We start from the raw sequence: 21,961 nt of genomic DNA, 5'->3' as shown, positions 1-21,961 counted from the left end.
CGTTTCAAACTGAAACGGCTTCTTTATGTTATTTCAAGTTGAATCAAAAAGTTATTTTTAAGAAACCATCATTTTAACTCCCAAAATATGCTTACAAATTCCTCTTTTACCCTGATAAGCAGTAAACCAATCGCAAGTACATCTTTGCGAATTATTATCGATAATTACTTTGTGTACAACGCCAGAACCTTTTACTTTGGCTTCGATATAATCGGATCTTCGTTCGACGATTTCGATATCTTCGTTATCGATTAGTTTTTTGGCATTTTTAAGTCTTGGGTTTAGTGATAAAATACGTTCAGTTTTGAACGGGAGACGACGGTAGAAATGTGCTTTTTCGCTTAAATCATAACCCAATAATCCCATCGAGGATAAATTCGAAGTCAGATTATCCATCGTGCCAAAATCGATATCATTTTCGATAGAAAGCATCGTCGGATCAAAAGTTTCATTCGATTTTAATAAACTGTTCAAACCGTAAACCCATTCTATTGGCAAGTTTTCGGTCATGGTTTCGAGTACATTTCCTTCGCCTGAGAATCCTCGGTACGAATCAGGTGAAAAAGCCATTAAAAGTTGCATTTTTCCAAATTCAGCCACTATTGCACACGTTTGTTTGTCTGATGATTCGTAAATGTAAATTTTATCAACAATAGACAGAATTCCTTCTAACAAACGCAATCTTTGTACGCCTCCAATTCTAACACTATCGGCTGTAGCCAAAGTCGAAAACATAAATTTCCCGGCTCTTTTGGTAATAAAAAAATCACCTTTTACAGTTCCTTTTGGTAAACTTTGAAACAATTGGATCGTCTGAATTTTATTCAATTCAAACTTAATATCCATATCTGCCAGATACAATTGAACACTCGTTAAGCCTTTTATCCAGCGCATTGGTAAAGTTACTTTTTTCTCGGTCACTTTTGCTTTACTGGTTATTACCTGAACATCCTGCTGACCAACGGCAAGTGTTACTTTTTCATTTTTCTGAATCGCATTTAAGGCATTCAGCATTGGGTCATTAAAATCGACATTCGTAGTTCCATTGGCAATAAATTCTCCGTCTATCGCTTCGGGTTTCATATCCAGTCGCACATAAACGCCATTACAAGACGAAAAACCTTCAAAACGCAATCGCTCAGATCCTGCCGAAACGATAGGATCACGAAGACTTGGCGGAATTGGTCCAAAACTGGAACGAACGACTTTGGCAATCGTGGTCCAGCATTTTGCAGTAACATAAGGATCAGTCAGACTTCCCCAGAAAAAACACGGAATGTTATTGACTTCTTCAATTTCGGTTTGATGAGCGAGAACCAGATTATTGATACCTTTGGTTTTGCTATAAGTCGAAATTCCTTTATAATTATATTCGAGATCTGTCATTTTCTTTATTTTAAAATTTGCTTAATCAATGATTTAAGCGATGCATTATCTTTCCATTTATCGAAGAAAACAATTGCTTCTGCCGATGGTTTCTGATTGGTTTTCGTTAAAATATCAACATAATTCTCTGTTATTTTCTTGAAGTTGGTTGGTAATTTTTCTTTTAAATCAAGACTGGCAAAAAAGGAATTTAACAACTTCAATAAAGCATTATTATGCAATGGAGAAACATCTTTTAAGGCAATTAATCCGTCGACTAATCTTAAAAATACACCATATTTTTCAGTTGTCAAATGTGCAATTTTCTGAGCAAAAAGGTCAATGTCTATAACTTGCTTTTCAATTAAATGAATTAAAACTTCAGATGCCATTAATCGCAAATCTTTCTTTTCCTGAAAGAAACAGCAAGAATACAAAAGCAAACTGATATCTGAGAATCGAAACTCAGGTCGGTTAATTACGTCCAGAAAACCTTTTAATTCCGGTTTTGCCCCATCCGCCATTCTGCAATTCTGTAATAAAGTCAAGGCTAGCGCGTCTGAGTTCTGTGGCGTAAGACTGTGCCAGTAATAAGTGTTTCCGGCATAATTAAGATTATAATCCCAACTGTTTGATCTGTTGTAAATGTCCAGGCTGTACAACAAATAGTTCGGGATTTTAGAATAGTTAGGCAGATCGAATCTTAGTTCGTACCACGATGGTGTTCTTTCTTTTTGTTTTGTTTGATAATTAGTCCATTCGGACCATTTTTCTTTAAACGTAATCTCAGGTTTAAAAGGAGCAACTACAAAAGGAATCTCTTTTAGATACGTATTTTCGAATTCGGAGAAAGTATCGTTTGGATAAAAAGTTCTTGCCGCAACAGCCCAAAGAGACAAATTTCCGGTTTCTTTGGTCGTTTTGCCCATCGTTGCCAATAGTTTCGAAAACAAAGATGTTGAATCTAAATTCAGTTTTTCATCTACACCAAGACAAAACGATAAAAGTTGTTTTATATCTCCTTTAATCTGATCCAGTATCGGAAGCGCTTCTTCTATGTTTTCTCTCCGCATACGCGCGATTGCAATAGCCAAATCGACAGAATCAATCTCTTCTTTTGTGTTTTGGTACGCAATAACTCTTTCCAGTAAAACCTTTGGAGCAATCCAATACGGTTTATGACTCGGAAAAGAAAGTAGAGGCAAAGCAGAGTTTGTATCTATTTTTTGCTGCACTTTTTCGAGCAAAGGCTGCATTAACAAAGTTGTATTAATCTTTGAATAATGAGTGACTTTGCTGTTAAATTTGTTATCTATATTTGGGATTTTATGTAATAAAAATGCCTTCACGAAATTTTTATGAACTGCTTCGAAATAATTTTTTTGCAATTGTTTTTCATAGGGCTGTAACTGCGCTGAATAATCAGCTGGAAACAAATTTCGTTGTGAGATATAAATATTCAATAGAATTTCGGAATCTAATGTTTCTTCTGAATTTATGAAATTCCCAAACTGAAAAACAATATCATTCCAATCCTTTGGCAATTGAACTTCTTCTGTAAGCAATAATTCTTTTTGAGGTTCGAATGTATATTCTTCTAAAGCAGTTTCGTCAAGAGCTAAATCGTCTTCATTTAAAAACTGCGTTAATCCCGATTTTATATTTCCTTGCATTAGCGTTACATAAGAAGATAATTTTTCTTTAAGTACCTTATCTTTTACGTTCGCAATTTTGGTAATAATTTTGGTGGATCGTTCCTGCAAAGCCAGATCGGCAATTACATAAACATCAGCAATAATTAATGCAATGGCTGCGCTTACTTTAGGATTTGATTTGGTAATTTTCTCGAGAATGGGCAAAACATTTTTAATAGCTGCTTTGCAATCGCTTCGCATCATTAAAGGTTCGACCCACTCCAGAAATGATTTTGTTTTGAATTTTGGATGATCGTAAATTTTCTTAATCAATTCAATTCCGTAACTTGTTATTGGCGGATAGGGATGGTGTAAATAGGAGAATATATTTTCCTGTAGAACAATAAGTTCATCGGGCGTAACATTAAATTCATCTATTCTTTTTCTAAAGAACGATTTCAGGTTATTGTTCCATTCTTTGGTTTGAATAAGGATGGCATTCTCGATAAAGAACGCACGATCCATCTTTTTTTCGTCTAATAATGATTTGTATATAATAGCCCAAGTCTGAAATTCATCATGTTTTTGAGAATCATTCTCCCTGAAAAAGCTGTTGTGCAGAATCGTTTCGTAATTAAACAATTCCGGAATATCCCTTTGATAAGTTAGTTTGTCATTCAATGAAGTATTAATAAAGCTGCGGGTCTTCATTTTTGCACGCCACTCATTTGTTGCTGCCAGAGTCAAAGCGTATAATTCAGGATTAAATTGCAACAAATTCTGTTCTTCTAATTTGCGAAGCATATGGTAATTGAAACTAACCCAGTCTTGTCTTTTTACTTTGTCTAAAATAAAAGTATTAAGCCAATTGGGTTTTGCCCATAATAAAACCTCCATAACCTGTGGTTTTTCGTCTATTTCGTTCAGCAAACTCAAAACTTCATCCCAGGAATTGATGTCGGTTTTATCAAATAAAGCGATGGCACTAAGCGTAATAATATCATTTTGTTTTTTATCCCCACGCGTTCCCCAGCCATAATCGTGTTTGTCTTTTTTTACATAACCCTGATCTTTTGTAAGATCTGTATAGGTCATAAAATAACGCTTGTTTTTCTTGATAAGCTTTTTTAGCGCTTCAATATTCCCTTTTGATTTTTCATTAAGGAAAGGCAATAATAAATCTATATTTTTTGATTTTATAATTGCGTCATATTCTTCAAAAACTGCATCAGAGTTTGAGCTTTTGGCTGTTTTTGGTTTTGAGGCCACAGTAACATCACCCGTTTCTGAATATCCTTTTTTTACTTTTTCTGCCAGTATTTTTTCCGCTGATTTCAGAGATTCTTCCTCTGTAAAGAATTTTTTGGTTTGAGAAGTTCCAGATGTTCCGTTTTTACCGTAGGTCACAGTATATTCAAATCCTGTAACTTCAATTTGCCAAAACTTATCAGAGTTTCCGTCTATGTATTTTAAATATTTTTTCATGCTGTTTTAGAACTGAATTGATAAAAAATAAGTGTGCGTATATTCTCAAAAATATAAAATTATTAAGGTTTAGCAGTCGTTTTTAAATGAAAATTTAGATTAAAATTGTTAGAGATGTGATAAATATTTCAGGATTAGGGATTAAAAAAAAAGGCTGTTCCAAAAGAACAGCCTTTTCGTTGGTTATATTATTTTGATTTATTAATTCTGACCATAGATCTTAACATAAAGATCTTTGTAAATTTCTTTAATAATTTTACGTTTCAATTTTAATGTAGGAGTCAATTGTCCGCCATCGATAGACCAAACATCAGGAGTTAACTCAAAACGTTTGATTTTTTCCCAGTGTCCGAATTTCTCATTAATACCTTCAACTTCTTCATCGATACGTTTAATCACATCAGGATTTGAACTGATTTCTTTGTCAGTGCTTCCTAAAGTTATTTTGTGAATTTTTGCCCATTCTTTTACAAATTCAAAATTTGGCTGAATAAAAGCTGCCGGCATTTTTTCGCCCTCACCAATTACCATGATTTGCTCAATAAAACGAGATTGTTTCATAGCGTTTTCGATCAATTGAGGAGCAATATATTTTCCGCCCGAAGTCTTGAACATTTCTTTCTTACGATCGGTAATTTTCAGGAAACCTTCGCTGTCAATTTCACCAATATCTCCGGTATGGAAATATCCATCGATCAAAGCTTCGGCAGTTTTTTCAGGATCTTTAAAGTAACCTAACATTACATTTGGTCCTTTGCAAAGAATTTCACCGTCAGCAGCAATTTTAACTTCAACGTTGCGAATTACTTTTCCAACAGTTCCAATTTTAAAACCTTTGTTTCTTTGGTCGTTTACCGCAATTACCGGAGAAGTTTCAGATAAACCGTAACCTTCCATAACCGGAATTTCGGCAGCAGCAAAAACTCTTGTTAAACGCGGTTGCAAAGCAGCGCTTCCGGAAACCATTAAATCTAAATTTCCTCCTAAACCTTCTTTCCATTTACTGAAAATAAGTTTTCGGGCAATCTTCAATTGAAACTCATACCAAAAGCCATTCGCTCCGTATGGTTCGTATTTTAAACCTAAATCAATCGCCCAGAAAAAAAGTTTTTTCTTGATACCGGTTAATTCAGTTCCTTTTGCATAAATTTTATCGTAAACTTTCTCTAAAAGTCTTGGTACAGCTGTAATAACAGTTGGTCGAACTTCTTTTAGGTTATCACTAATTTTGTCAATCGATTCTCCAAAATAAACCGAAACACCATAATATTGATAGATGTACAATATCATTCTTTCAAAAATATGGCAAATTGGCAAGAAGCTTAATGCGGTGCTTTTTCCCGGATCAAACGGAATTCTTGGCGCACTGTCCAAAACATTTGAAACAATATTTTTGTGGGAAAGCATAACGCCTTTAGGTCTTCCTGTAGTTCCTGAAGTATAAATAATAGTAGCCAAATCATCTGTGTGAATACTATCTTTTCTGGCTTCAACTTCAGTTTGATTGCTTTCGTCTTCGCCTAGTAATAGTAAATCTGTCCAGTGTTTACAACCTGGAATTTCATCAAACGAATAAACTTCTTTTAAAGTAGGTACGTTTGCTTTTATAGCGTTTACTTTTTGAAGTACTTCACTGTCAGAAACAAAACAGTAAATACTACCGCTATGGTTCAATATATATTCGTAATCTTCTTCGGAAATTGTTGGATAAATAGGAACGTTTTGCGCTCCTGTTTGCAGAATACCAATATCCATGATATTCCATTCCGTACGATTATTAGAGGTAATTAATGCGATTTTATCATCTTTTTGAACGCCCATACGCAGCAAAGCTCTTGAAACAGCATTTGCCTTTGCAATATATTCCTGGCTAGATGTTTTTTCCCAGACTCCGTTTTTTTTAGTTGCTAAGGCAACCGGAAGGTTATAAGTTTCTTGTTGATAATAGGGAAAATCAAAAAGGCGTGTGATTGAAACCATGTTTAATATATTGAATTTTATCGCAAATTAAATAAAAATTAGGGATAATTTTTAATTTTGTGGAATTTTATGGTAAAATTTATAAGTACTCTTGAAAATCAACGAAAACGTTTTCTTTTTTGTAGTAAATTTTCGAAAAATCAAGAAATATTGATTTTTTGTTATAAATTTCAGCTAAACTATTGCACGTCGTAATCAACATATTCTTTTACACGTTCGCCCATTAAGAACATTTTTTTCTTGGTAAAATGAATTGAGAATTGAGAATAGTTCCAATCATCACTATCATTGTTTCTATACCAAAATGTATAAGAAGCACTATTAAAACCTTCTTTAAAAATCGGAATTCCTTCGTCAGTACATTCGATTCCCCAGTTCATCTTTTTTTTGCTTAAATCGTCAGATTGGATAACTCCTGTACCATCCGGATTTAATATCGTAACAGGTTCTTTTTGTCCCGTTGGAGCAAAAGTCCCGGGAACAGGATAACCAATAGTTGTTGTAATATAATGATCACGGCTGTTGTAAGTGATTTTATCTACCTGAACTTGAGAATAAGAATGTGTAGAAACAAAAAATAATGTAATAAATAATAGCTGTAATGATTTCATTCTTTGTAGGTTTAATTGTTTTTGGAGTTGCACAAAAAAAATCAATGGCAGGATTTTTTTAGCGAATATAGTTCAAATTTCTGTAGAAAAAATGAATCCCAATTACAAGAATGAGTTTATTTTTTAACATTTTAGTTTTGCCGGAATATTACTCTGTCGAAAACTGATTTTCTAATAGTTTTTCTTTAAAATCAGATTTAAAAGTATAAGCAAATGTCACCATCAAAGCACGTGTGTCTGATTTATTAGTCCTGTTGCTGCTAAACAAAGCTGTATTGTTTTTGTATCCGCTTTCAAGCGTGTTAAACATATCTGTAACGACCAATCCCAAACGGGCATTTCCTTTTCCCAGTTTTTGCTGAAAACCCATATCGACATTATAAATCGGAATTCTTTTTCCTTGCGGAGTTGCCAATGCCGAGTTGTAATTGCCAATAAGCTGCAGTTTTCCACCTTTCCAGGGAACAAAATTATTGATGATTTTTCCGTACCAGCTAAAAGCATTACTAACTACATCCTGAGCCAGATTTGAGGCGTTTATATTTTGCTGAAAAGCAGTTATACTAATATTAGCATCATAAAAACCAATTGGCTTTAAGCTGAAGATCGTTTCTAATCCGTAAGTAATGGTACTTCCAATGTTTTTTGGCATCAATAAAATTACGCCGTTATCAAGCAGTTCAGCATATTGTTTAATAGTGTTGGTAGCATTTCTATAAAAAGCATTTGTAGAAAAAGAGTATTTTGTCCACTCCTTATTATAGCTCATTTCGGCAATATGAATAATTTCAGGTTTTAAATACGGATTCCCACTATGTGGATTCAACGCATCTGTAATATCGATAAACGGATTTAAATCGTCCAGATCCGGGCGATTAATACGTTTGCTGTAACCAATTTTTACAAATTCATCAGATTCTAAATTCAATTGTAAAGAAGCGGAAGGGAAAAGTTTTAAATAATTATTGTTAAACCTGTCGCTATTATTTTGAGTTGCTCCAGTGTTGGAAACATTTTCTGCACGTAAGCCTAAATTGTATTTCCATTTTGGATTTTCTTTGTTACCAATAAAAGAGTTTAACAGACCATAAACCGCATTTATTTGCTCATTGAATTTAAAAGTATTACTCGAAATTGGGTTCACAACATATTTGCCATTCACCATATCAGCACTTTGAAATTCTGAATTAAAAAAACGAAATGTTCCTTTATAACCAGTTTCTATAATCGATTTTTCTGATACCGGAAAAGCATAATTTACAATCGCATTCGAGATATTTTCACTTTCATAATTATGTGTTTTTTGTAAAAAAGCATCACCAATCTGTTCCTGATACTGATCGTAATTGTACGTGTCGATATTCGTATTTTCTTTGTCTCTGTTAAATGATGAAGTAATACTTGCGTTTAGACTTTTTCGATCATCAGCAAATTTCCGGTCATAATTAAAAGCCAGTTCTCCTACTTTTGAACGTTCTAATTCTAAAGAATGTCTTCTGTTATCAGAGTAAAACTGATTTGCACTAGTGTTGACCTTCGTATATAAAGTTTCGTCATTATCCTGAGTTTCCAGGTTTCCTAAAGCTTCAAATGAAAAGCTGTTTCTCTCGTTTGGCGAAAAATCGATATTCAGTTTTAAATTTTGTAAGCCTTCTGTACGTTCGTCATTTCGTGTTTGATTGATGAAATGTTCGTCATCAATAAAATAGTTTGTTCGATCCGCATTAATTTTTTTGGTTCGGCCGGCAAAACGATTGTCATAGCCCAGACCAAAATTCCATTTTCCAGCTTTATGATTTAATTGAAACGAACTGTTTGCTCTTCCTTTAGCTCCAAAACCACCGCCCAAAACCATTGCACCGTTCATTCCGCTTTGGTTATTTTTCTTTAGTTTGATGTTGATAATTCCGCTTTCTGCATTAGCATCATATTTGGCTGTTGGATTACTGATTATTTCAATACTTTCGATACTGCTTGCCGCAATTTGATCCATATTGGTAATCGCTGAGTTTTTTCCGTTAATTAAAATCATCGGAGATTTTCCTCTCAAAGTTATTCCACCTTCTGCATCAACAGCAACAGTCGGAATACTTTTAAGCATGTCCGTCGCAGTTCCTCCGGATTGTGAAATATTAGAAACAGCGTTAAAAATAAAACCTTCGTCTGTTTTTTGAATTTGTTTTTTGGCAGAATTAACCACAACAGTATTCAATAAATTAGTATCGCTTTGCAAAGTGATTGTTCCAATAGAAATAGGAGAACCTGCAAATTTTACTTTTCGAATAGTAGTTTTAAATCCAATTAATTTGAATTGCAATTGATAATCCCCCGAAGGGACATTATCCAAAGAAAAATTTCCGGAAGCATCTGTTACCGCATAGCTAGCCACTTTTGTAGAATCGCTAACGTTTTTTAAAATAACATCTACAAATTCTATCGGAAGTTTCCCGTCAGAAATAGATCCTTTTATAGCCGCTTGATTTTGACCAAAAGAGAATTGGCTCGTTATAAATAATAGAATTAGAAGTAAAAGATTTTGTCTGCAATTTTTCATAGCGCAAAGATATTTATCCCAGTAAATGCGCTTGCTTAAACTACCTTAAGATATTATTAAATTAGTCTTAGATGATATTTAATTTTTTTATAGCCATTTTTTCGGAGTAAAAAAAGGGTGTTTTTCCCCTAAAATAAACAGGAAAAACCACCGATGATTTAAAAAGGGACAATAGTATTTTTATTTTATTAAAATGCGGATGCCGAAAAGCAAAAGAGTAGGTGCTAATTTTAAACTAAATAATATGTTAACGGCTCTTTTAGCAATGTTCTGGTGGGGAATCGTATGCCATTATTTCCACGACTTTCAAAAAAAATAAAATAAAAATGCCTCAGCTTAGGGATAGCGCTGAGGTATATTTTTATACCAATCTAGAAGCAGGTTTTTCTGTTTCGAAATAGAGCACGAATTTTTTGGGGAAAATTCGTAAAATTACTTCGCCCGTAATTATTCAGGTCGTGGTAAAAAAAAAGCGTTCGATAATTCGAACGCTTTTTAGTTTTAAATATATTTCTTTAGTTTTTCTCAATCCATTTTCTTGCATTGACAAAAGCTCACGGCAAGGCGTAACTAATTGATTTTGTTTTTGAATCACAAAAATTAGCACAAACTAATTTGTGAAAATTTGTGAAATTTGTGGCAAAAAAAATCGCTCAAATTCTCGAGCGATTTCAGTAATAATATATTATTTGTTTTTCTCAATCCATTTTCTTGCATTGACAAAAGCTTCATGCCAAGGCTTAACTAATCGATTTTGTTTTTGAATCACAAAAATTAGCACAAACTAATTTGTGAAAATTCGTGAAATTTGTGGCAAAAAAAATAGCCCACGGATTTGACGGATTTAAACAGATTGACACAGATAATATTTTTAATCTTTGGCAAAAAGAATCAGCATAAACCTTTTTAAATCCGTAACATCCGTTGACAAAAAAACAAAAAAAGCGCTCGAAAACTCGAACGCTTTAAGTAATAAAAATATATTTTTTAGATTTTCTCAATCCATTTTCTTGCATTGACAAAAGCTCACGCCAAGGCGTAACTAATTGATTTTGTTTTTGAATCACAAAAATTAGCACAAACTAATTTGTGAAAATTTGTGGCAAAAAAAATAGCCCACGGATTTGACGGATTTAAACAGATTGACACAGATAATATTTTTAATCTTTGGCAAAAAGAAATCAGCGTAAACCCGTTTAAATCCGTAACATCCGTAGGCAAAAAAACAAAAAAAGCGCTCGAAAACTCGAACGCTTTAAGTAATAAAAATATATTTTTTAGATTTTCTCAATCCATTTTCTTGCATTGACAAAAGCTTCATGCCAAGGCGTAACCTCGTCATTTCTGTCTTTTGGATAATGCGCCCAGTTCCATTGGAAAGTAGAACGCTCAATATGAGGCATTGTAACCAAATGTCTTCCGGTTTTATCACACATCATTGCTACGTCGTAATGAGAACCATTTGGATTTGCAGGATAACCTTCGTAACCATATTTAGAAACGATGTTGTAATTCTCTTCTGCCATTGGCAAATTAAATTTTCCTTCTCCGTGAGAAACCCAAACTCCTAAAGTTGTTCCGGCCAATGTAGATAACATAACCGAATTATTCTCCTGAACTTTTACAGAGGTAAAGATACTTTCGTGTTTCTGACTCGTGTTGTGCAGCATTTTTCCGTGAACTTCATGTTCCGGATTAATCACTTCAAGTTCCATAAACAATTGACAACCGTTACAAATACCAACAGATAAAGTATCTTCTCTTTTGAAGAAATTATCCAAAGCTGTTTTTGCTTTTTCGTTGTATAAGAAAGCTCCCGCCCAACCTTTGGCAGAACCTAAAACATCAGAGTTAGAGAATCCTCCAACAGCTCCAATAAATTGAATATCTTCAAGAGTTTCACGACCAGAAATTAAATCCGTCATGTGAACATCTTTTACATCAAATCCGGCTAAATACATTGCATTTGCCATTTCACGCTCAGAATTACTTCCTTTTTCACGAATAATCGCTGCTTTAGGTTTTGGCTTCGAAGCGTCAATTACTGGTTTTTCTCCTGTAAAATGAGTTGGAAATGTATAGTTTAAGGGCTGATTTTTATAGTTTTCAAAACGAGCTTTAGCAGTTCCGTTTTTAGATTGTTTCTGATCTAATAAATAAGAAGTTTCAAACCAAATATCTCTATAAGTCGGAATATCCAATTTATAATCACCAAATTCTAAAGTTGCGGTGTTTTGAACTGAACCAATTTTGAAGAATTCGATATTGTTTGCGCTCAATTTAGCTTCAACAGCTGAATCCGATTTAGCTTGGAAAACGATTCCGATGTTTTCAGCGAAAAGAATTTTCAATAAGTCTTTTTCCGCGAAAGCGCTGAAATCAATTTTTGCTCCAAGATTTACATCAGCAAAACACAATTCTAATAAAGTAGTGATTAAACCACCGCTTCCGATATCGTGACCTGCTAAAATTTGGCTTTCGCCGATTAATTCCTGGATTGTATTAAAAGCATTTTTGAAGAAAGAAGCGTCTTTTATAGTAGAAGTTTCTTTTCCGATTACATTTCTAATTTGTGCAAAAGACGAACCTCCTAATTTGAAATCATCCTGAGATAAATTGATATAATAAATAGAATCTCCGTTTTTCTGTAAAACAGGTTCTACTACTTTTTTAATATCTGTACAGTTTCCTCCAGCCGAAATAATAACCGTTCCCGGCGCAATTACTTCGTCGTTTGGATATTTTTGTTTCATCGAAAGTGAATCTTTTCCTGTCGGAATATTGATTCCCAATTCGATTGCAAATTCAGAACAGCCTTCAACTGCAGCGTACAAACGAGCGTCTTCACCTTCGTTTTTACAAGCCCACATCCAGTTTGCAGATAATGAAATACCTTTTAAACCATCTTTAATTGGAGCCCAAACAATGTTTGATAACGATTCTGCAATAGCATTTCTACTACCTGCAACAGGATCAATCAAAGCCGCGATAGGAGCGTGTCCAATAGAAGTTGCAATTCCTTCTTTACCTAAATAATCAAGAGCCATAACTCCAACATTATTCAAAGGCAATTGTAACGGACCTGCGGTTTGTTGTTTAGCTACTTTTCCACCTACACAACGGTCCACTTTATTAGTCAACCAGTCTTTTGAGGCAACAGCTTCAAGACGTAAAACATCTTGTAAATATTTTTCGAAATCATTTGCCGAATAAGTAACATCAGCATATTTTCTATCGATAGTTTTGTCCGTCATAATCGTTTTAGGAGAACTTCCGAAGAAATCTTCTAAAGCATAATCCATCGGTTTTGAACCATTTGATTTTGATTGAAAAGTAAAACGGTGATCTCCCGTAACATCTCCAACCTGATACATTGGCGAACGCTCTCTGTCTGCGATTCTTTGCAAAATATCAATATCTTTTTGACCAATAACCAATCCCATTCTTTCCTGAGATTCGTTACCAATAATTTCTTTTGCAGAAAGAGTTGGATCTCCAACAGGCAATTTATCCAAATCTATTAATCCACCAGTTTCTTCCACCAATTCCGAAAGACAGTTCAAGTGTCCTCCAGCTCCGTGATCGTGAATAGAAACAATTGGGTTATGATCGCTTTCTACCAAACCACGAATGGCATTAGCAGCACGTTTTTGCATTTCCGGATTCGAACGTTGGATCGCATTTAGTTCAATTCCCGAACCAAAAGCTCCTGTATCTGCAGATGAAACCGCAGCTCCACCCATCCCGATTCTATAATTTTCTCCACCAAGAATAACGATTTTATCACCTTCTTGTGGTTTCTTTTTGATTGCCTGATCTAATTTTCCGTAACCAATTCCGCCCGCCTGCATGATTACTTTATCGTAACCAATTTTGCGGTCGTTTTCTGAATGTTCGAAAGTTAAAACCGAACCTGTAATTAACGGTTGCCCGAATTTATTTCCAAAATCAGAAGCTCCGTTTGAAGCTTTGATCAAAATATCCATTGGAGTCTGGTACAGCCATTTTCTTTCTTCCATTGCATTTTCCCAAGTCCTGTCATCCTGAGCGGAGTCGAAGGATTTCAAACGTGAGTAAGATGTCATGTAAACCGCTGTTCCTGCTAGTGGCAAAGAACCTTGACCACCTGCAAGACGGTCACGAATTTCTCCTCCTGATCCAGTTGCAGCGCCGTTAAAAGGCTCTACAGTTGTTGGAAAATTGTGTGTTTCTGCTTTTAAAGATAAAACAGAATCAAATTCTTTTATCTCGTAATAATCTGGTTTGTCAGCTGTTTTTGGTGCAAATTGCTGTACTCTTGGTCCTTTTACAAAAGCAACGTTGTCTTTGTAAGCAGATACGATATCGTTAGGGTTTTCCTGTGATGTTTTTTTGATTAATTTGAAAAGAGAAGTTTCTTTTTCTTCACCGTCAATTACAAAAGTTCCGTTGAAAATCTTATGACGACAGTGTTCAGAATTTGCTTGTGAGAAAGCAAAAATTTCAGAATCGGTTAGTTTTCTGCCTAGTTTTACAGCAAGATTGTCTAAATAATCTACTTCTTCCTGGCTTAAAGCTAAACCTTCTACTTTATTATAAGTGGCAATATCATCGATTTCCAGAATTGGTTCCGGCTGTACGTTGATAGTAAAAATCTCCTGATCTAATTGATTGAATTTTTGTGAAAGCATTGGATCAAAATCAGTAAAATCTTCCGTTGCCGGATGAAATTCTTCAATTCTGATGATGCCCGGAATACCCATGTTCTGAGTAATCTCTACAGCATTTGTACTCCAAGGTGTGATCATAGTGGCACGAGGACCAACAAAAAAATCCGTCAAGGCGGATTTTTCGATCTTATTAGAGTTGGCAAAAAGCCAGTTTAGTTTTGAAATGTCTTGAGCCGAAATTTCGTTTTGCGTTTGTACTGCAAAAACAGTTTTGCTTTGGTTTTCAAAGAAATGGATCATTGTGATGTGTAGTTTGTTGTATTGAAGTGCAAATTTAGTTTAAATAAATAGTAAGCGCAAATTTGAAAACAAACTCTTTTGAAAAAAATGTATTGATCTTATTTTACCATATAAGTGATATAAGTTCATTTTAGAAGCAGCTAAAGTAGAGATGCACAGCAGTGCATCTTCTTATAAGTATGGTTTTCTCGCAAAATGTTATTTTTTTAATCTCGTAATCCCGATAGCAATCGGGAGCAAAGACGTGGAGTTTTTTATCTCTCGCAGATTTGGCAGATTGAGCAGATTTAAATTGATTGGAATTTTATTTTAAATCTGCGTGAATTTTTTATTCAGTTCTTTATCTGCTCAATCTGCCAAATCTGCGAGAAAAATTAATTTAAAATTTTAGGACAATAAAAAAGAGCGGCAACTAGCCGCTCTTTAATTTAGTAAGCACTCATTTTTTAATTAGTTGATAAGGATTTTTTTACTGAAATTTTCAGAACCTTTACTAATACGAACAATGTAGATACCTTTCGGTAAATTATTTATCGTTGATAATGAATCTTTAATATTTGATTTCTCAAATATTTTTTGACCTAATATTGAAATTATCTCGATAGAATAGGGTGCTTCTGTATTATTAAAATAGATTGAAAAGTTTCCATTTGACGGATTTGGATATAAAATAATTCCTTTTGAATCGGCAAGGGTTTCTTCTGTTTCAAGAGTGGTGTTTTTAACCAGTTTCGCACCTAAATTTGAGCAAGTATCCGTGGTAAATGAATCCCATTGAGATGCCAAATTAAAAGTAGTGCTTGGAGCAGTAACCGTCGATTTTCTTCTTAAAGTAACATCTACTGCAAAATTTGCTGTTCCGCCATTAAATGTCCCGATGATGTCTATCAAAACGCCATTTTTAAATAAACCAACAGCGTCATTTCCATTAAAAGTTAATTCAGTGGCAGTTGTCGAAATATTAGCAGAACTTGTTGGATAACAGCTCGAAGCCATTGAACTGTTTACGATCGTAAATTTACTTCCGGTTGCTAATGTTCCGCTCAAGGCCAAACCTGTGCTCCATGCTCCGGCACCATTCGTTTGTTTTTTTACGGTATAAACAGATAAGCTCACAGAAGCTCCGGTATTATTGGCAATTTCCAATGCTTTATTATTTCCTGAACCTTCAATATATTCAGAGAAAAGTAAGTCAGTTGCAGTTCCGCCAGTTCCACCGCTGCTATTGGTCGTAACGGCGATTGTATTGCTTAACGCCGATGTATTTCCTGCAGCATCTTTGGCACTTACATTAATATTATAACTTGTAGAAGCTGTTAATCCTGTAATAGTAGCAGTCAAACCAGTAACTGTAGTTTTCAAAACTCCATTTGAATATACATTATATCCTGTAACACCAACATTGTCTGTCGAAGCATTCCACGCAACAGTAATCGAAGTAGCTGTTTTTGTTGTAGAAGCTAAACTTGTTGGAGCAGTTGGAGCCTGAGTATCTGCAGAAGGATTCCATATCTGATTTACATATTCCGGATGATCGATATATGGATTTCTATTGTTCTGACGTGCATAAATGGCATTATTTCGGGCAATTTCTCTAGCGCTTACCGGATCTTGTGCGTTCCATGCTAAAAGAATATTCAAGAATGCAGTTGTAAACACTTTATTGCTTGATCCATCGAACATGGCATACGTATATCCTGCAACGGTGTTCTCGTAACGAGTTGCAAAATAGAAATACATTCTGGCAATATCACCTTTAAACTCGTTGATTGGTTCAAAAACAGTTCCTGAATATCCGGATGTTGAGTTTGGACCTAATTTCCCGCCATTTTGAGAAATATAAGTTGGCGTACTCACGACTCCGTGTGGATAATTGGAACGCATTCCGTTTACTTTTCCATCCGTTGGAGTGATAAAATGAGCATCGGCAACCATTGGAGATTGTTCATTAAATACAGATTGCGGAATAATGTGTTCTCTGTTATAACAGTCACCTTCTACAGAATAATTTCCACATCTTTGTGTACTTCCTGTACTATAATTATAAGGATCTGTTCCGGCAGGATTCTCAGAATACATGTCCAGAACAGTTCCGTCATTTTCGTAAAAATTATCAACATCAGAAGTTTGGTATGTGGTGTACAAACCTGCATAACCGTTATCCGTATGACCTTTAATAATATTGTACAATTGTGTTTTTAAAGTGTAGCCTGTTCCAGTTGCAGTGCTGTAATAACCGGAAGGAATTTGCGAAAATGTTGCCGTAACAACGAATAGTAATAATAAAGTGTAGAGTTTTTTCATAAAAAATAGGTTTAAGATTTGGGTTAATAATAAATTGATTTTTAGTGAGTTAATTTAGTTATTGTAGCAAATCTACTATTTTTATGAATGCGTTGCGTTAAGGAAAGATTATTTTTAGATATATTTTCTTACGGGTGGATTTTTTGTAGCCACGAAGGCACAAAGGCACAAAGTTTTTTTTAATTAACGTATTAAGCGTATTGTTTGTCATTTCGACCTAAGGGAGAAATCACACTAGAAATTCGACAATCAAAAGTTGCCAATCTTTGTCGAGTTACGCGTGTGATTTCTCCTTTGGGTCGAAATGACATAAAATGAGAAGAAAAAAACTTAGTGTCTTAGTGCCTTCGTGGCAAGAAAAAAAACTTAGTGTCTTAGCGCCTTCGTGGCAAATTCTATTTAGGAAATACCGCACTTTGATAAGCGCCTAAATCTGGTGGAGAAGTTCTCGTGGCTCCAATAATATCTAATGGAATGATATAATCCTGATTTCCTTTAGCGAAAGCGGACGACGTATTATCAATATTAAATTTATTATTTGAAGCATCGTAATACTTAGGATTTTCATTTAGAATAATCTGATTGTAATGTACAGCGTCTGTTTTAAACTGATAATCAGGATTCGTTGATGAACTGCTAAATTTTAATAGACAATTGTTTAATTGATATACAAATGCTGCGTTGGTATTTTTGTCCAGATTAAATTCATTGGTATTGGAGCCATAAATAATACAATTGTTGAAAGTTGCCTGAGTCAACGGATTGGTTTCCGGAGTCGCCCCAGCCAAACTATTGCTTAAATTCACGGCAAATTGGGGACTATTTGACCAATTGTTATTGAAGGTACAATGCGTAAAAAGATAGTTTCCGCCATAAACACACGATAAACTTGTTAAACCGGCATAATTAATTACGATGTTTTCGCCATTAATTCGGGCATTTTGAGCCAGAATTCCATATTCGGCACAATTGTAAATCTGGGTGTTTTTAATTTGGATTGTTGTATTGTCTTGACTTCTAATATCCAAACCTGTGATTGCATTTTTTAAAGTCAGATGATTTATGGAATGATTCGTACTTCCGTTTGATAAAATCACAGATTTCCATTGTCCGGGAATATCATCGTACAGCGATTCTAATCGATCACCTTCAAAAACAACTTCATTTTCTAATTTTTCGGTTGCTGAGGTCGTTCCGTTAATTTGTAAGGAAGCTTTATTGTCGACATAAAGTCCTGAATTGGCATGAAAAAATACGCGCGCTCCGGCTTCAAAAGTTGCCGTTTTATTTTGCGGAACTCCTGCATAACCATAAATGACATATGGTTTTTGTTTGGTGAAGATTAATTCATTTCCGTTTACAGGATCATTTTCATTCAAATAGAATCCATCAACATCTTTGCCGTCTATTTTTATTTTTTCTTTAGTTCCGTCAGGATTTTGTTTCGGATATAAAAAAACAGCGTCCTGAATTAAAGTCACCAAAGCTACTTCCTGAAGATTTGCTCCACTGTCAAACTGAATTTCATCCGTATATAAAAAATCAGTTGGATCAGCATCTGTAATATCTGCCGTGGTTTCTATAAAAATGTACAAACTGTCTTTGGCTAAAAGCGTAACATTATTGAAGATTTTGCCATTGTTTCCGCTCATTCCGTCAACCGTCATTCGATATTTTGAACTTAAACCTTTTTTTAACTGAACGGTCGGAATCGAAATGTCGTTTTTACTTTTATTATACACTTTAAGTTGGTACGTACTCGAACCAATGTTTTTAAAAACAGTATCCAGATAAACAGTATCTTTTGAAAACTTTAAATTTCCGGAACTGGCAACAGTATCAAAATCTGTTCGACAAGAACTGAAAGCTAAAAATAAACCGAAAATGAAGAGTATAAAGTATTGACGCATTTGAATAAGTTTTTTTGCCACCGATTAAAAGGATTAAAAAGATTTTCTATTTATTGCAAATAAACTTTTAATCTGTGATAATCTGTGATAATCTGTGCAATCTGTGGCAAAAAAATATTACATTTCAGCCAAAGATTAATATTGATTCTTTTTGTAAAAATAGCAAAAAACTTACATGTTTGGAGATGATTTTAAATAATAGAAATGTATTTTCTAATTTGTATCTCATCTTTTCTTTAATTTTACGATTTTAAAGCCTATTTTAAATGAATTACACAAAAGAACAAATATTAGAGCGTTGCAATCAGTTTTCTAAAAACACTTTGATGGAAACGCTAAAAATTGAATATATAGATGCAGGCGAAGATTTTTTAACGGCTAAAATGCCTGTAAATCCAAGCGTTCACCAACCAATGGGGTTATTGCACGGAGGTGCTTCTGTAGCTTTGGCAGAAAGTGTCGGGAGTGCAGCTTCTTTCTTTTTTATTGATCCAAAAGAACAAGAAGTTCGCGGAATCGAAATCTCGGCAAATCACTTAAAAAGTATTCGTGAAGGTTATGTTTTTGGTACAGCGCGCATCATTCATAAAGGAAGAAGTATTCATCTTTGGGAGATTAAAATTACCGACGAAGCAGGAAATCTGATTTCGCTTTGCAAATTAACCAATATGGTTTTGGACAAAAAGAAAGAATAGAAAATATGAATGACTTTTTCTCAACAATAAGAAAACACCAGGCGCAAAATTTACCTTTTGTAATCTATTCTAAACCTAATTCTTCAAGTATTTTTGCGCTTTTACAGCAAAATGATACTTTATATACCGTTTCAGATTATAGCGAAAAAGGCTTTGTTTTTGCTTCTTTTGATGAAAAACAATTGATTTTAATTCCTGAAGAAGAATCTAAAATTATAAGTGCAGAACAAACTAAAGTTGATTTTGATTTTAATGAAACTGAAGATCTAACTTTTGATTTGGAAGCAAAAACGCAATACGAAGATCTGGTTTCAAAAGGAATTGAAGCGATTAAAAACGACGAATTCAAAAAAGTAGTTTTATCCCGAAGCGAAAAAATTGATTTCGCTGATTTTGATTTTGTGATTACTTTTAAACGTTTGATTCATTTATATCCAACGACTTTCTCGTATTGTTTTTTTCATCCTCAAATTGGACTTTGGATGGGAGCAACGCCGGAACAATTACTAAAAGCCAGCGGAAATGTTTTTGAAACGACAGCTTTGGCGGGAACGCAGAAAGCAACTTTGGAAACGGAAATTTCCTGGCAGCAAAAAGAGAAAGACGAACAACAATATGTTACTGATTTTATCGTAAAGAGATTGCGCGAAGTGGCTTCGTCTGTTGTTGTAACGGAACCGTATAGTATAAAAGCGGGATCGATCTGGCACATTAAAACAGATATTTCGGGAGTTTTAAATGATAATTCGACTTTAGAAGAGGTTATTGATACTTTGCATCCCACGCCGGCTGTTTGTGGCTTGCCAAAAAAGAAAGCAAAAGCTTTTATCATCGAAAACGAAAATTACGACCGAACTTTTTATACTGGTTTTCTGGGCGAATTAAATAGCAGTTTTGCCAACAAAACAGTAAGTTCTGATTTGTTTGTGAATTTGCGCAGCATGCAAATTCACGATGGAAAAGCTATTTTGTATATGGGCTGCGGAATTACAAAAGAAAGTATCCCAGAAAAAGAATGGGAGGAAAGCGTCAATAAATCAATGACAATGAAAAGAGTTTTGAATATTAAAAAGAATAATAGTAGTTGTTAAAAAAGTTTTCAGTCTCAGTATTCAGTCTCAGTAGGCAGTGCGACTGAGACTGAAGACTGAGACTGAGAACTGAATACTGCGACTGTAAACTGTGACTGTAAACTGTGACTAAAAATAAAAACATGAAATTAGATATATTAGCCTTTGGCGCACATCCGGATGATGTAGAATTGGGTTGTGCCGGAACAATTTTAAAAGAAGTATCTCTTGGTAAAAAAGTTGGAATCGTAGATTTAACGCGTGGCGAATTAGGTACGCGCGGAACTGCTGAAACCAGAGATGCTGAAGCAAAAGATGCTGCAAAAATATTAGGTGTTTTGGTTCGTGAGAATTTAGAGATGCGTGACGGATTTTTTGTAAATGACGAAAAGCATCAATTAGAGGTTATAAAAATGATTCGAAAGTATAAACCTGAGATTGTATTGTGTAATGCAATTGACGATCGTCATATCGATCATGGTAAAGGAAGTAAATTAGTTTCTGATGCTTGCTTTTTATCCGGTTTGATGAAAATCGAAACTTCGATCGATGGAGAGAATCAGGAAGCCTGGAGACCAAAAGTGGTTTATCATTATATTCAGTGGAAAAACATTCAGCCGGATTTTGTAGTTGACATTACAGGTTTTGAAAAGAAAAAGGTTGAAGCGATTGCAGCATACAAAACGCAATTCTATGATCCAAATTCTAAGGAACCTGCTACACCAATTACGAGTAAAAACTTCTTTGAAAGTTTAAATTATCGTGCGCAGGACTTAGGAAGGCTTGTTGGGAAAGATTTTGCTGAAGGTTTCACTGTTGAGAGATGTTTGGCAATCAATAGCTTAGAAAATTTGATATAAAAAGTTTAATTTTTTTTTCATTTTTTTCTTTGTAGAAGTAAACCTTTGTTGTATATTTGCAACCGCAAAGAAAAATGGTGGTTGTAGCTCAGCTGGTTAGAGTATTGGTTTGTGGTGCCGAGGGTCGCCGGTTCGAACCCGGTCAGCCACCCAGAAATTTAAAGCCTTGAAGAAATTCAAGGCTTTTTTTGTGCCTTTAATTTAAATCCCAATTTTTGTAAATTCCAAATTCCAATTGAGTAGAATCGGATCAACACGAAAACCTGTGGAGTAGCAAAAATTAAGCATAAATATTAGTTAGTCTGAAAAGGAAGTATTCTATATTTCTAACGCCCCTGAATTTTGACCTAAATGCTTTTATTTTTGCGTTGAAAGATTCTGCCGAAGCGTTGGTGCTTCTGTTGTCAAAATAATTCAATATGGTTTGATAATGATTTATAATTGTGCGAGAGATTGTACCAAAAGATTTAAATCCAGATTGATTTACTTTTTCGTGCCATTTGGCTAGTTTAGCAAAGCCTATGATTTTATCTTTTGTGTTCTC

12 protein-coding genes and 1 tRNA gene are annotated in these 21,961 nt (G+C 34.5%); 4 read left to right on the top strand and 9 right to left on the bottom strand.

The features are described 5' to 3' along the window. Nucleotides 1–57: 57 nt before the first annotated feature. From EAH81_RS24420 to EAH81_RS24385, 8 genes are all read right to left on the bottom strand, one after another. Nucleotides 58–1,386, bottom strand: a complete 1,329-nt coding sequence (locus EAH81_RS24420; RefSeq protein WP_140511618.1) for an SWIM zinc finger domain-containing protein — start codon at nucleotides 1,384–1,386, stop codon at nucleotides 58–60. Between the two features lie 5 nt (nucleotides 1,387–1,391). Beyond that, a complete protein-coding gene (locus EAH81_RS24415; RefSeq protein WP_140511617.1) occupies nucleotides 1,392–4,484 on the bottom strand; it encodes a DUF6493 family protein in 3,093 nt (1,030 codons plus the stop codon). Nucleotides 4,485–4,685: 201 nt separating this feature from the next. Further along, entirely contained in the window at nucleotides 4,686–6,464 is a 1,779-nt protein-coding gene (locus EAH81_RS24410; RefSeq protein WP_140511616.1) for an AMP-dependent synthetase/ligase, read from the bottom strand. A gap of 179 nt (nucleotides 6,465–6,643) precedes the next feature. Further along, nucleotides 6,644–7,075, bottom strand: a complete 432-nt coding sequence (locus EAH81_RS24405; protein ID WP_140511615.1) for a hypothetical protein — start codon at nucleotides 7,073–7,075, stop codon at nucleotides 6,644–6,646. 148 nt (nucleotides 7,076–7,223) lie between these two features. Next, nucleotides 7,224–9,629 carry a TonB-dependent receptor domain-containing protein gene (locus EAH81_RS24400; RefSeq protein WP_140511614.1) on the bottom strand — a complete coding sequence of 802 codons (2,406 nt, stop codon included), beginning with the start codon at nucleotides 9,627–9,629 and terminating at the stop codon, nucleotides 7,224–7,226. Between the two features lie 1,277 nt (nucleotides 9,630–10,906). After that, complete coding sequence (gene purL, locus EAH81_RS24395) at nucleotides 10,907–14,578, bottom strand: phosphoribosylformylglycinamidine synthase (protein WP_140511613.1); 3,672 nt, start codon at nucleotides 14,576–14,578, stop codon at nucleotides 10,907–10,909. A gap of 450 nt (nucleotides 14,579–15,028) precedes the next feature. Further along, nucleotides 15,029–16,882, bottom strand: a complete 1,854-nt coding sequence (locus EAH81_RS24390) for an endonuclease (RefSeq protein ID WP_140511612.1) — start codon at nucleotides 16,880–16,882, stop codon at nucleotides 15,029–15,031. 395 nt (nucleotides 16,883–17,277) lie between these two features. Then, nucleotides 17,278–18,792, bottom strand: a complete 1,515-nt coding sequence (locus EAH81_RS24385) for a hypothetical protein (protein WP_140511611.1) — start codon at nucleotides 18,790–18,792, stop codon at nucleotides 17,278–17,280. A 266-nt stretch (nucleotides 18,793–19,058) separates the two neighbouring features. Between EAH81_RS24385 and EAH81_RS24380 the strand changes: the two genes are divergently transcribed. The 4 genes from EAH81_RS24380 to EAH81_RS24365 all read left to right on the top strand — a co-directional run bounded on the left by EAH81_RS24380 (nucleotide 19,059) and on the right by EAH81_RS24365 (nucleotide 21,568). Then, nucleotides 19,059–19,487, top strand: coding sequence for a PaaI family thioesterase (locus EAH81_RS24380; RefSeq protein WP_140511610.1), 429 nt, complete (start codon nucleotides 19,059–19,061; stop codon nucleotides 19,485–19,487). A 5-nt stretch (nucleotides 19,488–19,492) separates the two neighbouring features. Further along, on the top strand, nucleotides 19,493–20,578 hold the full coding sequence (locus EAH81_RS24375; protein ID WP_140511609.1) for a chorismate-binding protein: 1,086 nt from the start codon (nucleotides 19,493–19,495) through the stop codon (nucleotides 20,576–20,578). 122 nt (nucleotides 20,579–20,700) lie between these two features. Further along, a complete protein-coding gene (gene bshB1, locus EAH81_RS24370; RefSeq protein WP_140511608.1) occupies nucleotides 20,701–21,417 on the top strand; it encodes a bacillithiol biosynthesis deacetylase BshB1 in 717 nt (238 codons plus the stop codon). 77 nt (nucleotides 21,418–21,494) lie between these two features. Further along, a tRNA-His gene (locus EAH81_RS24365) sits at nucleotides 21,495–21,568 on the top strand. Nucleotides 21,569–21,697: 129 nt separating this feature from the next. On the opposite strand, the gene EAH81_RS24360 is transcribed toward EAH81_RS24365, so the two are convergent. After that, on the bottom strand, nucleotides 21,698–21,961 hold a 264-nt coding region (locus EAH81_RS24360), incomplete at its 5' end, for a transposase (RefSeq protein ID WP_140511607.1).

The organism is Flavobacterium pectinovorum (assembly GCF_006438875.1).
In the GTDB taxonomy this organism is placed as follows: Bacteria; Bacteroidota; Bacteroidia; order Flavobacteriales; family Flavobacteriaceae; genus Flavobacterium; species Flavobacterium pectinovorum_A.
The sequence above is the reverse complement of the archived record's forward strand: the minus strand, read 5'-3'. Positions and strand labels throughout refer to the sequence as shown.

Coding starts and splice junctions, on each gene's coding strand:
- EAH81_RS24380 (WP_140511610.1), top strand. CDS start 19,059: ATGAATTACACAAAAGAACAAATATTAGAGCGTTGCAATCAGTTTTCT.
- EAH81_RS24420 (WP_140511618.1), bottom strand. CDS start 1,386: ATGACAGATCTCGAATATAATTATAAAGGAATTTCGACTTATAGCAAA.
- EAH81_RS24410 (WP_140511616.1), bottom strand. CDS start 6,464: ATGGTTTCAATCACACGCCTTTTTGATTTTCCCTATTATCAACAAGAA.
- purL (WP_140511613.1), bottom strand. CDS start 14,578: ATGATCCATTTCTTTGAAAACCAAAGCAAAACTGTTTTTGCAGTACAA.
- EAH81_RS24390 (WP_140511612.1), bottom strand. CDS start 16,882: ATGAAAAAACTCTACACTTTATTATTACTATTCGTTGTTACGGCAACA.
- EAH81_RS24415 (WP_140511617.1), bottom strand. CDS start 4,484: ATGAAAAAATATTTAAAATACATAGACGGAAACTCTGATAAGTTTTGG.
- bshB1 (WP_140511608.1), top strand. CDS start 20,701: ATGAAATTAGATATATTAGCCTTTGGCGCACATCCGGATGATGTAGAA.
- EAH81_RS24385 (WP_140511611.1), bottom strand. CDS start 18,792: ATGCGTCAATACTTTATACTCTTCATTTTCGGTTTATTTTTAGCTTTC.
- EAH81_RS24400 (WP_140511614.1), bottom strand. CDS start 9,629: ATGAAAAATTGCAGACAAAATCTTTTACTTCTAATTCTATTATTTATA.
- EAH81_RS24405 (WP_140511615.1), bottom strand. CDS start 7,075: ATGAAATCATTACAGCTATTATTTATTACATTATTTTTTGTTTCTACA.
- EAH81_RS24375 (WP_140511609.1), top strand. CDS start 19,493: ATGAATGACTTTTTCTCAACAATAAGAAAACACCAGGCGCAAAATTTA.